The organism is Opitutia bacterium KCR 482 (assembly GCA_029269845.2).
Lineage (GTDB): Bacteria > Verrucomicrobiota > Verrucomicrobiia > Opitutales > Intestinicryptomonadaceae > Merdousia.
Window position 1 is genome coordinate 748,710 of record CP149973.1, and the last position, 15,854, is coordinate 764,563.

Here is a 15,854-nt window from a genome sequence, read left to right on the forward strand (position 1 = left end):
ATGCTTGCAACTTCACAAATAAAAATCGCGGGCGTCGGCGGCGCGGGAATCGCCGTGCTCAACGACCTCGCGCCCGAACTCCCCGCGGGCGTCGCAACGGCGGCGGTCGATACCGACGCGGCGGCGGTGGAAGGCTCGGCGGCTTCCGTCAAAATCGCGCTGATTGAAAACGGCGAGGGTTCGGGGGCCGACACAATGGCGGCAAAAGAGGCGGCAGTCGCGCACGCAAAAGAGCTTGAAACGCTCGCCGACGGCGCAAGGCTGCTCGTGCTTCTGGCGGGGCTTGGCGGAGGCACGGGAAGCGTAGTCGCCCCCATGATTTCGAAAATCGCCGCGCAAACCCCCGACTGCGCCGTGTTCGCGTTTTCGGTTCTGCCGCTCTCGGTCGAAGGCTCGCAAAGGCAGACGCTTGCGTTCAGGGCGCAAAACTATTTGGCAAAGCACTGCCGCGCGGCGTTCGCGCTGCCCAACGACCTTATCCTTGCGCGGCTGAACGCGCCGATTGCCGAGGCGTTCGCGGCGGCAAACGCAAACGTGGTTTCGGCGGCGGCCTCTCTCGTAAAAATGCTCTCGGCAAGGGGAATTGTGAACGTGGACTTCCCGACGCTTTCGAAAGTATTTCCGAAAAGGGAGGACGCCCGCGCGTTTGTGGCGTACGGCACGGGCGCCGGCGATGACGCTGTGGCGCGGGCGGTCGCCGAGCTTTCGAAATCGCCCATGCTGCCCGACGGCGCGAAGCCCGAATCGCTCGTTTTGAGCCTGCGCTGCGGAAAAAATTTCGAGATGAACAAAATGCAAATGCTTCTCGAAAGCGTCTCCGACGCATTCGGCAGACCCGAAAGAATGGCGTTCGGAGCGGCGGCGGAAGACGCGTTTTCCGACAACATCGAAGTCTGTGTAATGGGCCCGTGCCCGTCCGCGCCAAAGCCCGCGGCGGAGACAAAACCCGTACAGCCCGCGGCGCAGCCCGCAGCCCAAACGGCGGCGGAAGCCGAAGCCGAGCAACCCGCCTCCCCCGCGCCAGCGCAAAGCGCGGCGGCGGAAGAACGGGCTTCCGACGACGTGTCGATGCCAGAAGCAAAGGACGATACCATCACATCGAACGAAAAGGTCGAAGTTGCTGCGCCCCTTGCAAGCGCGGCGGCAAACACGCCCGCCCCCGTGCCCGCCGAACCCGAAGAGAAAGGCAGAAAGTCGTTTTTCGGCTTCGGGCGCAAAAAGAAAAAAGCCCCCGAATCTCCCAAGACGCAGACGGAATTCGAATTCATGGAGCTTTCGCAACAGCGCGGATTCTTTCAGGACACGCCGCCGAATATCCGCAACGGCGTTGACTTGGACGTGCCGACCTACATGCGCAAGGGCATAAAAATAGTCCTCTAACGCGGCAAAAATTCAGAACCGAACGCGGCGGCAAACCCCGCTTTCGGCTTCCCCGCGGTGCGCGGGCGTTTGAAAATTTTTGCGCCGAAGCGTGAAATTTCAAAAGACACAAGCCCCGCGATTCGGAAAAATCGCGGGGCTTGCCTGCTATTATACTATGAGTCGGCGCGGGGAGACGCGCCGCATTTATCTATCGAGGGAAATTTACGCTTCGGGAAACGGCTTGCGCTCGGCAACCCATTTGTAGTAGTCGCGCAGTTTCAGCTTCGACGCCGCGGCTTCGTCGAGAAACACCTTTGTGTTGGGGTGCATTTGCAAAACCGACGCGGGCACCATCGAAGTTATCGCGCCCTCCGCCATGGCGGCGACCGCCTCCGCCTTAGACTCTCCGAACGCGAGCATGACGATTGTCTCCGCCTCCATGATAGTGCCTACGCCCATCGTCAAAACATGCCTCGGAACGGAGTCGGGATTGCCTCCGAAAAACCGCGCGTTGTCGCGCACGGTCTCGCGCGTGAGCGTCTTCATGCGCGTGCGCGACGCAAGCGAAGACGACGGCTCGTTGAAGCCTATGTGGCCGTCGCCGCCGATTCCCAAAATTTGCAGTTCTATTCCGCCCGCGTTTTTAATCGCCCTTTCGTACGCGGCGCACGCAAAGACGGGGTTTTCCGCAGTGCCGTCGGGTATGTGGGTGTCGGCGGGGTCGATGTCGATTTTGTCGAAAAAATTAGAGCGCATGTAGTAGGCGTAGGAGTTTTTGTCGTCCCGCCCAATTCCCACGTATTCGTCGAGGTTGAAGGAAACCGCCTTGGAAAAACTAAGCTCGCCGCTTTCGTACTTTTTGACGAGGTTCGCGTAGAGTCCGAGCGGTGTTTCGCCCGTCGCCAAACCGAGCACGATGCGCGGATTCCTCTTGACCGCGTTTGCAACGAAATCCGCGGCGGCGTCTCCCGCCGCAAGCCTGTCGGGGTATATGTTTATTTCCATAGCTGCTCCAAAAGTGTCGAGACCGATTCTTCCGCCGTGAGGATTTTCGAGGCAAACGCGGGCCTCCACGCCGCCCCGCGCCGCGCGAGCACGCGGTAGTTTTGCCCGAACGCGAACTTGGGGGCGTCGCCGCCCTGCCCTCCGACGATTTCCGCACCGCGGCGCACGTTGTCGGTAAAATACGAGACGAGGTTCAGGTGGTAGGGGTTGCGCTCGACCTCTTTTGTGTGGCACGAAAGCGCGCCCGTCATCGCCGCCAAAATTTCGGGCGAAACCTCCGAGAGCAGGTTCGGGTTCTCCATCGCCTGCCAGAGTTCGGTCTGAATGTACACACCGCTCCACGACAGCGTTTTCAGCGCGTCGGAAACAAGCAGCGACGTTCCGATGTGCGACTTGTTCCAGTCGCGCGGGTGCGGCGCGAAGACGACCGCGGGCTTTTTCCTTTCGATTAGCGCGGCGACTTTGCCGACGCATTCCGCCCAGTATTCAAGCTCGCCCGAACGCGTCTTTTTTGCAATGCGCTCGAAGCCGAAAACCGACATTCCCCAACCGAGGAAGTCGCAGGCGTCGGCAAGCTCCGCCTTGCGCGGTTTCTGCCGCGCCCTGTTCGAGCCGAGCGTTACAGCGGCGTCGATTACGTCGAAGCCGCATTCGGTCATGAAGCGAAGAGGCAGGGAGTTCATGCACTCGTCGTCGGGGTGCGGGGCGAAGATGAGGACGGTCGGTTTCAAGCCGATTTTCGAAAGTTTTGCGGCAAGGCGTTTGCGCTCGTCCAAGTCGGTCTTTACAAAGTCGGAGAGGCGTTTTCCGCCGAACGCCGCGGATTTGCCCGTCTTGACGAGCTTTGCGGACTCGACGTTTTGGCGCACATTTTTAATAAACTCGAAATACGTTTTCATTGTTCCGAAACATAGGCGCGAGCGTTTCGGTATTCAATTTAAAAAACCGCGCACTTGCGCGAATATCAAAATAGTTAAAAGTGCGGCGTTTTGTGTGCAAACAGCGCGCCGCATTTTACAATCGCCGCTTCGGCGGCGGAGAAATTCGGAGGCGGTCATTGCAATCTCAGCCGAATGCAAAAAAAAAGCGGCGGGCGAAAATCCGCCCCACTACGCGCCCGACACGCGCAGGAAACAAGGCAACGTTTTGCATAAACAAAAAAACGCCCCAGCCCACGGGCGGAATGACAACACCCGCGCGGGATTTATGCGCGTGCTAGCATTTAAGCACAAAAAAAGCCGCCCGATTGGGCGGCCTTTTCAAAGTGTTTTAGATTATCTGTTGAAACCGATTTTGAATTTCAGACCGATGATGTCACCGTGTCTGTAATTCACGTTAACAGGGTCGCCGTTGCCGTCTATGTATGTGTCGGTATAGCCGAAGTTGTGCGTCCAGAAAGCCGAGAAGCAGAACTGTTCCGTGAACCAGTATGCGAGTTCCGCCGTTACGACTTGGTAGCACGCCTTGCCCGATTCCGCATTGCCCCTCCACTGCCATGTGGGAGTGAACGAGAGCTGGTCGAGAATTACGAATTCGACGCCGCCGCCTACGCCGTAGATGAAGTAGTTGGAAGAGCCGTCAGTGCCCGTGGACTGGTCGGAGGAAACGTCGTTCCAAGCGTAGCCCGCATATGCGATACCGAAGGGCTTGATTGCTTTGAGAGCGGGAAGCTTTGTTTCGATGTTGAGATAGGGGGTGAGACCTACGCCAACGGAATATGTGTTAGAAGCGACGCCGCTGAGGTCGTCGTTAACCTTGAACTTGCCGGAATAGTCGTAATTAAAGAATGCGTTGGCGTCTACGCCAGCCCATTTAATGTCGCGGAAAGCGTTTACGCCGGGTTTGAATACGGGGGCATTGATGACGGCTTCGCCGTACCCGCCGGTGGGGTTGAGGGTATTGCCGTCAGCCTTGACTTTCGCCATGTTTACGCCGCCGCCGAGGCTTACGTACATGCGCCCGAGGTTGCCGGTATTTTCGCTTTTCTTAGTCCACGCAAATGCGGAAGCAGCCGCAAGGATAAGGGATACAGAGATGAGGGTGAATTTTTTCATATTCATAAATTTGAAAGTTATCCTAATCGCGCTTTTGCAAATGTAAAGCTTTTTTAAAACAAAAATGAATCCGCCGCGAGGCGGGCGTAAGTAAAGGCGGGACATCTACTTGACTTTTTGCGGGGAATGCCGATACTTTTCAAATTATGAACTCTTTTATATTATACAATCCCACCAAACTCGTTTTCGGAGTCGGCGAGACTTCGAAGCTGGCGCAGCTCGTTCCCGCAAAGGCGCGGGTGCTTCTCGTATACGGCGGCGGAAGCGTCAAGAAAAACGGCTCGTACGACCAGACGGTCGCGGCTCTCGGCAAGAGGAAAGTCGTGGAATTTTCGGGAATAGAGGCTAACCCCGAATACGAAACATGCCTTAAAGCGGTCGAAGTTGCGCGTAAAAACAGGCTCGACTTCGTGCTGGCTCTCGGCGGCGGAAGCGTGATAGACGCATGCAAATTCATCGCAGCCGCCGTGCCTTTCAAGGGCAAAAATCCGTGGAGCATTCTGACGTCGTACGGAAGCAACGTCAAAGAGGCGCTCCCGCTGGGAACGGTGCTCACAATCCCCGCGACAGGCTCGGAAATGAACCCGAACTCCGTCATCAGCCGCAGGGCGACCTCCGAAAAGCTCGCCTTTGCGAGCGACCTCGTATTCCCCGTGTTCTCGGTGCTCGACCCCACTTTCACGCTCACCCTCCCCGACAGGCAGATTTCGAACGGCGTAGTAGACGCTTTCGTGCACGTCATGGAGCAGTACTGCACGCGCCCCTCCGACGCCCCCATTCAGGACGGATTCTCCGAAACCATCCTGCGCACGCTCGTGGCGGAAGGCCCGAAAGCCCTCAAAAAGAAGGACGACATCGCAGTGCGGGCAAACATCATGTTCTCGGCGACAATGGCGCTGAACAAGCTCATCTGCGTGGGCGTTCCCGAAGACTGGGCAACGCACCTTATCGGGCACGAAATCACCGCGCTTTACGGAATAGACCACGCGCAGTCGCTGGCGGTCGTCATGCCGAAGCTGCTCTCGTACAAGCGGGCGGCGAAGGGCGATAAAATCGTGCAGCTTGGCAGAAACGTGTTCGGAATTTCCGAAAAATCCAAAAAGGCGGCAATCGACAAAACGATTGAAGCGATTGTAAAATTCTTCAAGAAGATGAAAATCGGGACGGAATTTGCCGACTACAAAATCGACGCAAACGCCGCCCCCGCAAAGGTCGCAGCGAACGTCGCAAAACACTTCACCGCGCTCGGCGAAAACGCCGACATCACGCCCGCCGACGTCGAAAAGCTACTGAAACTCTAAGCCCCCCAGACAGGCAAAAAACGCAAAACGCCCCGCGCCGAAAATGCGGGGCGTTTTTTGTGTCCGCCCTCCACGCAAACGCCAAGCCGCATTGCGGCGACGCGTTCTGGACGGGCGCGTTTTGAAATGCCCCTGCCGCCGTACGAACGGGGCGCAAAAAAAATCGGGCGGCGCGTTCAATGTCTCCCGATTTTTGCAAAGCGCAATATTCTTTGCTTCGCCGAACGAATCCTATTGTTTTGATTCGCAGTGTTTGCAAATCGGGGTTTTGTTCGGACTTCCCATGAAGCCGAAAATCCCCCTGAACACGAGGTCGATTCCGACGAGCACGCCCAAGAACCACAGGGCGTCGGAAATGTTCGCGAGCACAAGAACTCCCAGCACAAGGCTAATCACCGCATTGAACAGCGCGACCGCCGAATTTTGCGCCGCGCACCAGTACACCAGCATCAGCACGCCCTCGGCGAAGAACACCGCCCCCAGCGCGACCGCCACGGCGACTATTCCGAGCGAGGGGAACATCAGCATGCACGCGCCGCCTATTGCGTATATCGCCGCAAGCACAATGCAGAGAAGCCCGCGCCAAAATCCGCCCGACGACGGAATGCCCGCGAGCGCAAAGAACGCCCCGCACAGCATCGCAATCCCCACGATGATTTCGACCGAAAACGAGCTTGCCAGCGGATAGCAAATGCACAACGCGCCCACTATTACATAAAGAACGTTCCATATTTTCGCCCGATTGCTCATGATTTTACCACCTTTCCGCATTTGGAGATTTTGTCGAAACGCTCGCTCACGCGCTTCCAGTTAATCAAATTCCAGAGGGCTTCAACATAGTCGGCGCGGCGGTTGCGGTATTTAATATAGTAGGCATGCTCCCAGACGTCGAAGCAGAGAATGGGCTTCATGCCGCACGGCGCGACGTCCTTGCCCATGACGGGCGAATCCTGATTCGCCGTCGCGCAGATTTTGAGCTTGCCGTCGGGAAGCACACCGAGCCACGCCCAGCCGCTGCCGAACTGCCCCATCGCCGCCGCCGTCATCGTCTTCCGGAAATTCTCGAAAGACCCGAACGAATCCTTAATTGCGCATAAAAGCTCGTCCGACGGGTGGGTCTTCTGCGGAGACAGCCCGCGCCAGTAAAATTCGTGGTTCGCGACTCCCCCGCCGTTGTTGCGCACCGCCGCACGAATGGACACGGGAACGGCGTCGAGGTTTGAAATCAGCTCGCAGACCGAACCGTCGAACTTAAACGAAGGCTCCGACGCGAGCGCGGCGTTGAGCTTTTCGACGTACGCCGCCTGATGCTTTCCGTGGTGGAGCGCGACGGTTTCGGCGTCAATCCACGGTTCGAGGGCGTTTTCCGGATATTCCAGAGGGGTAAGGGTATATTTCATTGTCTTGTCTTCATTTTGATTGTTTTCCGCCCCGAACGACACAAACGCGAAAATCACTGACGCGAACGCTATCGACGGATATTTTGCAAACGGAAGTTTCATGCAAAATATATCGGACGCATTGCGGAAAAATAAAGCCCCCCTCCCTCCGCAGGCGCATTCCGCCCTCCGACGCGCCGCCGCGTTAAAAAGTGCTTGCTAAGGGAGCGGAAATTTAAGATTGTGGAAAGTATTAGCGTATACAGATGGAAAATTTGGAAAACATCAGAAACTTTTGCATTATCGCGCACGTCGACCACGGCAAGACAACGCTCTCCGACCGTCTGCTCGAAAGGACGGGCACTATCCAGAAACGCGAAATGCAGGACCAAATGCTCGACTCCATGGACTTGGAGCGCGAACGCGGCATCACAATCAAATGCCACCCCGTTACGATGGAATACGTCCGCGACGGCAAAAAATACCTTTTAAACCTCATCGACACCCCCGGACACGTAGACTTCTCCTACGAAGTTTCGCGCTCGCTCGCCGCGTGCGAGGGCGCGATTCTGCTCATCGACGCCGCGCAGGGGGTCGAGGCGCAGACGGTGGCGAACGCCCACTTGGCGGTTGCGCAGAACCTCGAAATTATCCCCGTAATCAACAAGGTCGATTTGCCAAGCGCGCAGCCAGACCTCTGCAAAAAACAGGTCGAGGACATTCTGGCGATTCCCGCCGAAGACGCAATTTTGGCGAGCGGCAAATCGGGCATAGGCATAGACGAAATTCTCGACGCCGTTATCGACCGCGTTCCCCCTCCCCGCCTTGCCGACTATCCCGCCGTCCGCGCCCTCATTTTCGACTGCATTTTCGACGCCTACAAGGGCGTAATCTGCTACGTCCGCGTGTTCTCCGGCTCGATTAAACCCGGCGACGAAATAGTTTTCATGAGCAACGGACGCCGCACGACCGTCAAGGAAGTCGGCCGCTTCACGCCGTCGATGACCTCCGAACCCACGCTCGACGCGGGCTGCACGGGCTACATCGTGGGGAACATCAAGGAGGTTGCGCACATCAGAATCGGCGACACTATCACGTCGGCGGCGAACCCCGCCGAGCAAATGCTCCACGGCTACAAAGAGGTGAAGCCGATGGTGTTTTCGGGCATATACCCCGTGGACACGTCGGAATACGAAAAACTGAAAGTTTCAATAGCAAAACTGCAACTGAACGACTCCGCGCTCGTGTATCAGGCGGAGACTTCCGTCGCGCTCGGCTTCGGCTTCCGCTGCGGATTCCTCGGGCTGCTCCACATGGAAATAGTCCAGGAACGCCTGCGCAGGGAGTACGACCTCGACATCATCTCGACCTACCCGAGCGTGGTCTATAAAATCGACCTGCAAGACGGCACGCAAATCGAAATCGACAACCCCTGCCGCTTGCCCGACCCCACCACAATCAAGGCGATTTACGAGCCGATGATTGTGGCAAACATCATGATTCCCACGGAATCCATCGGAGACATGCTCGCGCTCGTCTCGGAAAAGCGCGGCTTCTGCCAAAAGACGGAGCTTATAGACGACACCCGCGTAATGCTCGTGTGCTCGATGCCGCTCAACGAAATCCTCATCGACTTCAACGACAGGCTCAAAAGCATAACGCGCGGATACGGCAGCCTCGACTACGAAATGGACGGCTATGTCGAATCGAAACTCGTGCGGCTCGACATTCTCGTAAACGGCGAGCAGATAGACGCGTTCTCGTCAATCGTGCATGTCGAAAAGTCGGAGCAGAAGGGGCGCGCGCTCTGCGCAAAGCTCAAAGACATTCTGCCCAGACAGATGTTCAAGGTCGCCATTCAGGCGGCAATCGGCGGAAAAATCATAGCGAGGGAAACGATAGGCTCGTTCCGCAAGGACGTTACCGCAAAATGCTACGGCGGCGACATCACCCGAAAGAAAAAACTGCTCGAAAAACAGAAAGAGGGCAAAAAACGCATGAAGCAAATCGGCAAAGTGTCGATTCCGCAGGAGGCGTTCGTGAACGTGCTGAAATCAAACGCGTAGCCGCGGAAAAAAAGCGCGGGCGGTGAAAGGAAAACGCAAAATGTTCGGATTTTTCAAAAGCAAAAAACAGAAACGGGCAAAAGACCTGCTCGGCACGGCGTACAAAGTCTACAACTACCGCTGCGACGTAGTGGCGGAGTCCGACGCAAAGTCGCTTGCGGCGTCGATAGAAAAGCTCGAAGGGCTTATCGACGACGGCAAGGTGGGCACGGAGGAGTACGAAAAATGCGCCGACGCGCTCGAAAAGCTCATGCGCAAATGCGGCGGCACAATCTACCCGCTCTCCTCGTGGGCCGACTACACCGACATGATTGTTGTTGCGGGGATTCTCGCAATAGGTATCCGCAGCTTCTTTTTGCAGCCCTTCAAAATTCCGACAAACTCAATGTACCCGTCGTTCTACGGAATGACGAGCGTGGTCTACAACGGCAACGACGCAACTCCCCCGCCGAACCTCCCCGAAAAAATCTGGCGCTTTGCGGCTATCGCCGCCGACAACTACTCGCTCACAGCCCCCGAAAGCGGCGAGCTGTTTGTGGAAGTCAACGCGCCGTCGGGCATGCGCGGGCGCGGAGTGTTTGCATCGGAGGTGCGCCCCGTTAAAAAGTACTTTGTGTGGCCGACGTACGAGCGATTCTACACGTTTTTCGTAAACGGCAAAAAAACCGAACTCGCCCTGCCCGCAGACTTCCAGCTCGACGAAGTGATGTCGAAGGCGTTCGACCTCGAAAAGGCGTCAATCGTCAACAGAAACGGGACGTGGCTTATGAGCCTCGGTAAAGTCGAAAAGGGCGAAAAATACCTGAACTTCGACATTCTCGGCGGCGACATGCTCTTTGTGGACAGGTTCACATACAATTTCAAAAAGCCGAAAATCGGAGACCCAATCGTATTCCGCACAAAATACTGCGAGGGCATGACGCAAATGAACGGCGGCGTTCCAGACGACAAATACTACATCAAAAGGCTCGTAGGCCAGGGCGGCGACACGCTCGCGGTTGAGGGCGACACGCTTTTCAGGAACGGAAAGCCAATCGAAGGCTCGCCCGCGTTCGAGGCAAACGCGAAAAAATCGGGGCTTTACTGCGGCTACAAAAAAGAGGGCGTCTTCCGCGACGGAGGAAACGCGAAAATCTCGCCCAAGCACTACTTCGCAATGGGCGACAACTCCGCAAACAGCCTCGACAGCCGCTACTGGGGCGAAGTCCCCGAAAAGGCGATTGTGGGGAAGTCGCTGATTATATTCTACCCGTTCACGTCGCGCTGGGGGGCTACAAAATAGGCTTGGCACGGACGAACTTTCCCGCTAAGCTCGCGCCCTGATTTTTTATGTTGAAACTCGCGCACAGTCTTTCGATTGCATTCGGCTTCATGGTCGCATGCGTGCAGAGCGTGTGCGGAATCGACGCGCCGTACCTCCCGCATTCGGACGGCGGAGCGAACGCGCATGTGGTCAAAACAGTCTCGTGGGCGTCGGCGCGGCACATGGAGGCGTCGGACATTCTCGCGTATGTGGCGATTCTTGCGGTCGCCCGCGAAAACGGCGCGTCGGCGTTCGGAATGCCCGCGCAAGGCGCGGCGACAGCGGAGGGAGACTTTTCGGCGGGGAATCCCGTTTTTTCGTCAAAGGCAAACGCGATACGCGCGCCGTCGGCGGCGTAGTTTCAAAATCCGTTTTTCGAAGTTCCGCGCCGCGGTCGGCGCGGGGAACAAACGGCGCAACGACGCGCCGCAACGCTTATTTTTTTCAATTTTTAAAACATCATGCTGGCAAATATAATCAAACTTTTCGCGGGCAGCCACTACAAGAAATTCTACAAGAAGACTCGCCCGATTATCGCAAAAATCAACGCGCTCGAAGAGCAGTACCAAAAGCTCACCGACGAACAGCTCCGCGCAAAGACGGACGAGTTCAAACAACGCTACGCAAACGGCGAATCGCTCGACTCGCTTTTGCCCGAAGCCTTCGCGACGGTAAAGAACGCCGCCCGCAGGCTCTGCGGCAAAAAGGTGGAAGTCTGCGGACACGAAATCGAATGGCAAATGGTGCACTACGACGTGCAGCTAATCGGCGGCATTGCCCTCCACAAAAACATGATTGCCGAAATGGCGACCGGCGAAGGCAAAACGCTTGTGGCTACCCTCCCGCTCTACCTCAACGCGCTCACGGGCAAGGGCTGCCACTTGGTGACGGTCAACGAATACCTCGCCAAGCGCGACTCGGAATGGATGGGCTACCTCTACAATTTCCTCGGCATAAGCGTGTCGTGGATTTATAACATGCAGGACATGGAGGAAAAGGCGCGGGCGTACAAGGCCGACATCACCTACGGCACGGCAAGCGAATTCGGCTTCGACTACCTGCGCGACAACGGCATGGCGTCGAGCAAAGAGGCGCAGGTGCAGCGTCCGCACTACTTCTGCATCGTCGACGAAGTCGACTCTATCCTCATCGACGAAGCCCGCACGCCGCTCATCATTTCCGGCCCGATTCAGGAAGACCACGAGCCGCCGTTCAACGAGCTTAAACCCGCAATCGAGGGCGTCGTAAAGCTGCAAGTCGCGCTCTGCAACAAGCTCATAAACGAAGTCCGCGCGGCGGCGGAAAAAGGCGGCGAAATAGACGAAGCCACAATCATCAAAATGTGGCAGGTCAAAATGGGCGCGCCCAAGAACCGCATTCTGCGCCAGCTCATGGAAAACGGCGACCTCCGCAAAAAGCTCGACAAAATCGACATGGAAATGGCGTCCGACCTGCGCAAGTTCGACCGCTTCAAGTACAAGGAAGAGCTGTACTACACAATCGACGAAAAGCAGCATACGAGCGACCTCACCGAACGCGGCAGAAACGCCGTCGCGCCGCAGAACCCCGACGCGTTCGTCCTGCCCGACCTCCCCACGATTTTCGTGAACATAGACTCCGACAAATCGCTCGACCCGCAGAAGCGTCAGGAACTGAAAATGAAGGCCGAAGACGACTTCATCAAGCTTTCCGAATACATACACTGCATCAGCCAGCTGCTCCGCGCGTACTCGATTTACGAAAAGGACATCGAATACGTCGTGCAAGACGGCAAGGTGCACATCGTAGACCCCAACACGGGGCGCATTATGTACGGCCGCCGCTGGAGCGAGGGTCTGCACCAGGCGGTGGAGGCTAAGGAGGGCGTGGCAATCGAAAAGGAAACGAAAACGTACGCCACAATCACAATCCAAAACTACTTCCGCCTCTACGAAAAGCTCGCGGGCATGACGGGCACGGCGGAAACCGAAGCGCAGGAATTCCACGACATCTACGGGCTTAACGTAATGGCGATTCCCACGAACAAGCCCTGCCGCAGAATCGACAAAAACGACGTAATCTACAAAACGCGCCGCGAAAAATACAACGCCGCAATCGACGAAATTCAGGAGGCGCACAAGCGCGGCCAGCCCGTGCTCGTCGGCACGGCGTCGGTCGAGGCGAGCGAAGTTCTCAGCCGCATGCTCAAACGCCGCAACATAGAGCACACGGTTCTCAACGCAAAGCACCACCAGCAGGAGGCGGAAATCGTCGCAATGGCGGGCCAGCGCGGGGCGGTGACAATCGCCACAAACATGGCGGGACGCGGCACCGACATCAAGCTCGGCGAGGGCGTCAACGAGCTCGGCGGACTCTACGTTCTGGGCACGGAACGCCACGAGTCGCGCCGCATAGACAGACAGCTGCGCGGACGCTGCGCGCGCCAGGGCGACAACGGGCTTTCGAAATTCCTCGTGTCGCTTGAAGACGACCTGCTCAGAATCTTCGGCAGCGGCCCGCTGGCGAGAATCCTCCAAAAGACATTCCAAGAGGGTCAGCCGCTCGACCACCCCCTGCTCAACCGCTCGATTGAGCGCGCGCAGAAAACGGTCGAGGCGCAGAACTACTCGATGCGCAAACGCCTGCTCCAATACGACGACGTGCTCAACAAACAGCGCGAAATCGTCTACGGTCTCAGGAACGAAACGCTCTACTCGGACGACCCGCGCAAGCTCGTATTCGACATCATCTGCGACGAGCTTGACGAGCGCGTTGCGACAATCTCGCCCAACGGTTCCGCGCCCGACTCCGCCGACTTGCAGGCGTTTTGCAGCTGGATTACAAGCCGCTTCCCGATTGCGATTATCCCCGAACAGCTCGAAGGGAAATCGCCCGAAGACATCACGAAAACCGTCGTCGACGAAATCCGCGCGGTCTATAAAATCCGCGAGGAAATCGAGAACCCCGAGGCTCTCAAAGCAATCGAACGCTTTGTGCTCATGCGCGCGCTCGACAAAAACTGGCAGGACCACCTCACCGAAATGGAGGATTTGCGCCGCAGCATAGGACTGCGCGGATACGGGCAGAAAGACCCGCTCAACGAGTACAAAAGCGAGGCGTACAAATGCTTCGAAGCCCTCATGGGCAGAATCCGCAACGACGTCTGCATGGGGATTTTCCGCAGCGCGTCGAGCATGGAAGTGCTCCAAACGCTCATCGACAGACTGCGCGAAAAGGTGGACGCCTCCGCCGCGCAAGCCGAACAGCGGGCGGAAGCCGCCGCGCAGAACGCGCAGCAGCCCGCCCCCGAAGCGCGGCCGCAACCCGAAAAGCCCGCGCCGAAAAAGGAGGTCGAGCTGCCGAAAATCGAAGCACGCATAGAGCTGCCGAAAATCGGGCGCAACGACACCGTTACAATCGCCAAGGGCAGCGAGGTGCAGACGATGAAATTCAAAAAGGCCGAACGCCTGATTCTCGAAGAGGGCTGGCGACTTCTGAAATGGGAAAAATAAAAAAATCTTCGGCAAATGCGGCGGCGGTCATCGCCGTCGCATTTTCTTTCTGCATGTACGTTGCGGCGTTCGAGCCGTTCGGAGCGGCGGAGCTTGCGTACGTTTTCGCCGTTCCCGCAATACTCGCGTGCCGCTTCCTCTGCGGAAAAAACGAGGCGGCGCAAAGACGCGCCGCGCTCGAACGCGCGGGACTTGCCGACAAAACCGACCCGCGCGATTCCGAAGCGCAAAAGAAACGCGGCAAAAAAATCTGGCTCGTTTCCACATTCGCGGGTTCGTACGCGGCGTGGATTGCAATCCTCGTGTGGCTGCGCCACGTCTACCCGCCCGCGGGCTACGCAGCGGCAGTGTTGCTGCCGCTAATAATCGCGGGGCTTTTCGTTTTTCCGTGGTTTGCGCTTCTGCCGAAAATGCTGCCGTCGCTTGGGGAAAACCACGCGGCGCGGCTTGTCAAACTGGCGGGAGCGGCGTCGCTATGGGTCGCGCTCGAATGGGCGAGGTCGTGGATGTTTTCGGGCTTCCCGTGGAATCTGCTGGCGCATTCGCAGTGGCTCAGACCAGCGTCGATTCAGTCGGCGGAATACGGCGGCGTCTGGATTGTGTCTTTTACGCTGATTTTCTTCAATCTTGCAATCGCCGAATACGTTTACAGGCTTTTCGAGTGGCAGAGGTGGAAGATGTCGAGCAACTTTGCGGGCAAAATTCCGTACTCGCGATTCTCTCCCGAATTCTACGCGGCGTTGGCTCTTGCGATGTCGGGCGTGTGGATTTACATTTCCAAAATGCCGCGCCCCGAAAACCGCGAAACCGCCTTCTGCGCGGGAATGGTGCAGACCGACTTCGCGGGAATTTTGAAGTGGGACGAAAAGCTCGCCGAAAGCAACCTCGCAATAATAGAACGCCTTACCGACGGGCTGAAACTCGCGCAGGCGGACGTCGCGCTCTGGCCCGAAGCGGCAACCCCGCCGCGCTGGCCCGTCGTCGGAACGCCCGCAATGCAAAAGTGGATTGAGCGGCTCTCCGCAAAAAACGCAATGCCGATAATCATGGGCAACATGGCGTACGACTTCGCCGAAAAAACCGCGCAGGGCGGGGCTTTCGCGGTGTCGCCCAAAGACGGGCTTTACGAAAAATTCTACGCAAAGCGCAGGCTTGTGCCGTTCGGCGAATACGTGCCGTCGTGGTGCAAGTGGCTCGGCAAGGTTGTGCCGACGGGCGACATGAAAGCGGGCAGCGAACCCGTGCTTTTGGAGGCGGAAATACGCGGCAAAAAATACAAAGTGGGCGCGCTGATCTGCTACGAGGACATCTTCCCGAAGCTCGGGTGCGAAACCGCAAAGGCGGGCGCGGACATGCTTTTCGTCTGCACGAACGACTCGTGGTACGGGCGCGAAGGCGGAGCGTGGCAGCATGCGGCGCACTCGGCGTTTCAGGCGGTCTCTACGCGACTGCCGCTCATGAGGTCGTCGAACAACGGGCTGAGCGCGGTGTTCGACCAGTACGGAAACATGAGGCCGTCTTTCACGCTCAAAAACGCCGACGGCTCGACGTGGAACGCCGACACGCCCTCCCCCGCCCCCGCGCTTAAAATTGCCGACCCCTACGGAAACGCGCTCGAACCCGAGTCGCTTAAAATCAGACGCTCAAGCCCCCTGCTCGACTCCGACGGCAGCATATATTTCAGGGGCGCGGGCTTTGCCGACGTCGTATTCTACAAGAATTTCAGGGCGGGCGACACGTTCTATGTAAGACACGGAGACTGGTTTGTCGGGCTGTGTTTTGTTAACCTTGCATACTTGGCAACAAGAAGCCTGATACGCAAAATATCAAAACGCATGCGCCGCGCAAATGCTCAATAATACTGCGCAATGCAAAAAAACAAAAAGCCGCAAA

12 protein-coding genes are annotated in these 15,854 nt (G+C 57.3%); 7 read left to right on the plus strand and 5 right to left on the minus strand.

Going from position 1 to position 15,854, the window contains the following annotated elements; all coding sequences use genetic code 11:
* Positions 1-1,380 (plus strand): hypothetical protein, encoded by a 1,380-nt coding sequence (locus tag P3B99_003055; GenBank protein ID WYJ08105.1) that lies wholly within the window; start codon positions 1-3, stop codon positions 1,378-1,380.
* A gap of 204 nt (positions 1,381-1,584) precedes the next feature.
* Here P3B99_003055 and nagB read toward each other — a convergent pair whose 3' ends face one another.
* The 3 genes from nagB to P3B99_003070 all read right to left on the minus strand — a co-directional run bounded on the left by nagB (position 1,585) and on the right by P3B99_003070 (position 4,421).
* Entirely contained in the window at positions 1,585-2,367 is a 783-nt protein-coding gene (nagB, locus tag P3B99_003060; GenBank protein ID WYJ08106.1) for a glucosamine-6-phosphate deaminase, read from the minus strand.
* The gene (locus tag P3B99_003065; protein ID WYJ08107.1) at positions 2,358-3,266 is read right to left on the minus strand and encodes a PIG-L family deacetylase; all 909 of its coding nucleotides are present in this window, start codon (positions 3,264-3,266) and stop codon (positions 2,358-2,360) included. The genes nagB and P3B99_003065 overlap by 10 nt, the downstream gene beginning before the upstream one ends.
* Before the next feature lie 375 nt (positions 3,267-3,641).
* Positions 3,642-4,421, minus strand: coding sequence for a hypothetical protein (locus tag P3B99_003070; GenBank protein WYJ08108.1), 780 nt, complete (start codon positions 4,419-4,421; stop codon positions 3,642-3,644).
* A 146-nt stretch (positions 4,422-4,567) separates the two neighbouring features.
* On the opposite strand from P3B99_003070, the gene P3B99_003075 reads away from it, so the two are divergent.
* Positions 4,568-5,722 carry an iron-containing alcohol dehydrogenase gene (locus tag P3B99_003075; protein ID WYJ08109.1) on the plus strand — a complete coding sequence of 385 codons (1,155 nt, stop codon included), beginning with the start codon at positions 4,568-4,570 and terminating at the stop codon, positions 5,720-5,722.
* Positions 5,723-5,953: 231 nt separating this feature from the next.
* Here P3B99_003075 and P3B99_003080 read toward each other — a convergent pair whose 3' ends face one another.
* A complete protein-coding gene (locus P3B99_003080) occupies positions 5,954-6,472 on the minus strand; it encodes a DUF308 domain-containing protein (GenBank protein WYJ08110.1) in 519 nt (172 codons plus the stop codon).
* Positions 6,469-7,224 carry a superoxide dismutase gene (locus P3B99_003085; GenBank protein ID WYJ08111.1) on the minus strand — a complete coding sequence of 252 codons (756 nt, stop codon included), beginning with the start codon at positions 7,222-7,224 and terminating at the stop codon, positions 6,469-6,471. The genes P3B99_003080 and P3B99_003085 overlap by 4 nt, the downstream gene beginning before the upstream one ends.
* Positions 7,225-7,367: 143 nt before the next feature.
* Between P3B99_003085 and lepA the strand changes: the two genes are divergently transcribed.
* The 5 genes from lepA to lnt all read left to right on the plus strand — a co-directional run bounded on the left by lepA (position 7,368) and on the right by lnt (position 15,820).
* Positions 7,368-9,167, plus strand: coding sequence for a translation elongation factor 4 (lepA, locus tag P3B99_003090; protein WYJ08112.1), 1,800 nt, complete (start codon positions 7,368-7,370; stop codon positions 9,165-9,167).
* Between the two features lie 40 nt (positions 9,168-9,207).
* On the plus strand, positions 9,208-10,449 hold the full coding sequence (lepB, locus tag P3B99_003095) for a signal peptidase I (protein WYJ08113.1): 1,242 nt from the start codon (positions 9,208-9,210) through the stop codon (positions 10,447-10,449).
* A gap of 47 nt (positions 10,450-10,496) precedes the next feature.
* Positions 10,497-10,829 (plus strand): hypothetical protein, encoded by a 333-nt coding sequence (locus tag P3B99_003100; GenBank protein ID WYJ08114.1) that lies wholly within the window; start codon positions 10,497-10,499, stop codon positions 10,827-10,829.
* Positions 10,830-10,931: 102 nt separating this feature from the next.
* Positions 10,932-13,961, plus strand: coding sequence for a preprotein translocase subunit SecA (secA, locus tag P3B99_003105; GenBank protein ID WYJ08115.1), 3,030 nt, complete (start codon positions 10,932-10,934; stop codon positions 13,959-13,961).
* Positions 13,949-15,820: an apolipoprotein N-acyltransferase gene (gene lnt, locus P3B99_003110; GenBank protein ID WYJ08116.1), complete on the plus strand. Its 1,872-nt coding sequence runs from the start codon at positions 13,949-13,951 to the stop codon at positions 15,818-15,820. Before secA ends, lnt begins: the two co-directional genes overlap by 13 nt.
* Positions 15,821-15,854 lie beyond the last annotated feature (34 nt).